This window comes from Methylobacterium sp. AC433 (assembly GCF_979253015.1).
In genome coordinates, this window is the sequence record NZ_CEEDBN010000076.1 from 1 (window position 1) to 259 (window position 259).

Consider the following 259-nt stretch of genomic DNA (forward strand, 5'->3'; position numbering starts at 1 on the left):
CGGCGAGCAGGGCATCGAGCTGCTCGCCGAGCAGACCGGTGCGCCTCGCCTGCCGACCACCTTCGGAGATTACGAGATCGATCCGCGCGAGTACCACCTCTCCACGATCCAGACGATCCTCAACACCCCCACCCGCGTCACCGACCTCTACTCCAACGAGATCGACCAGTTGCGCGAGCAGATCCGCCTCACGGTCGAGGCCGTGAAGGAGCGGGAGGAGTGGGAGCTCCTCAACAATTCCGAGTTCGGCCTTCTGAAC

The 259-nt window shown here is 64.1% G+C and carries 1 pseudogene; it reads left to right on the plus strand.

Annotated features, from left to right (window positions below):
• Window positions 1–259 (plus strand): annotated as a pseudogene (locus AC0IWM_RS23795) (family 2B encapsulin nanocompartment shell protein); the annotation flags it as partial.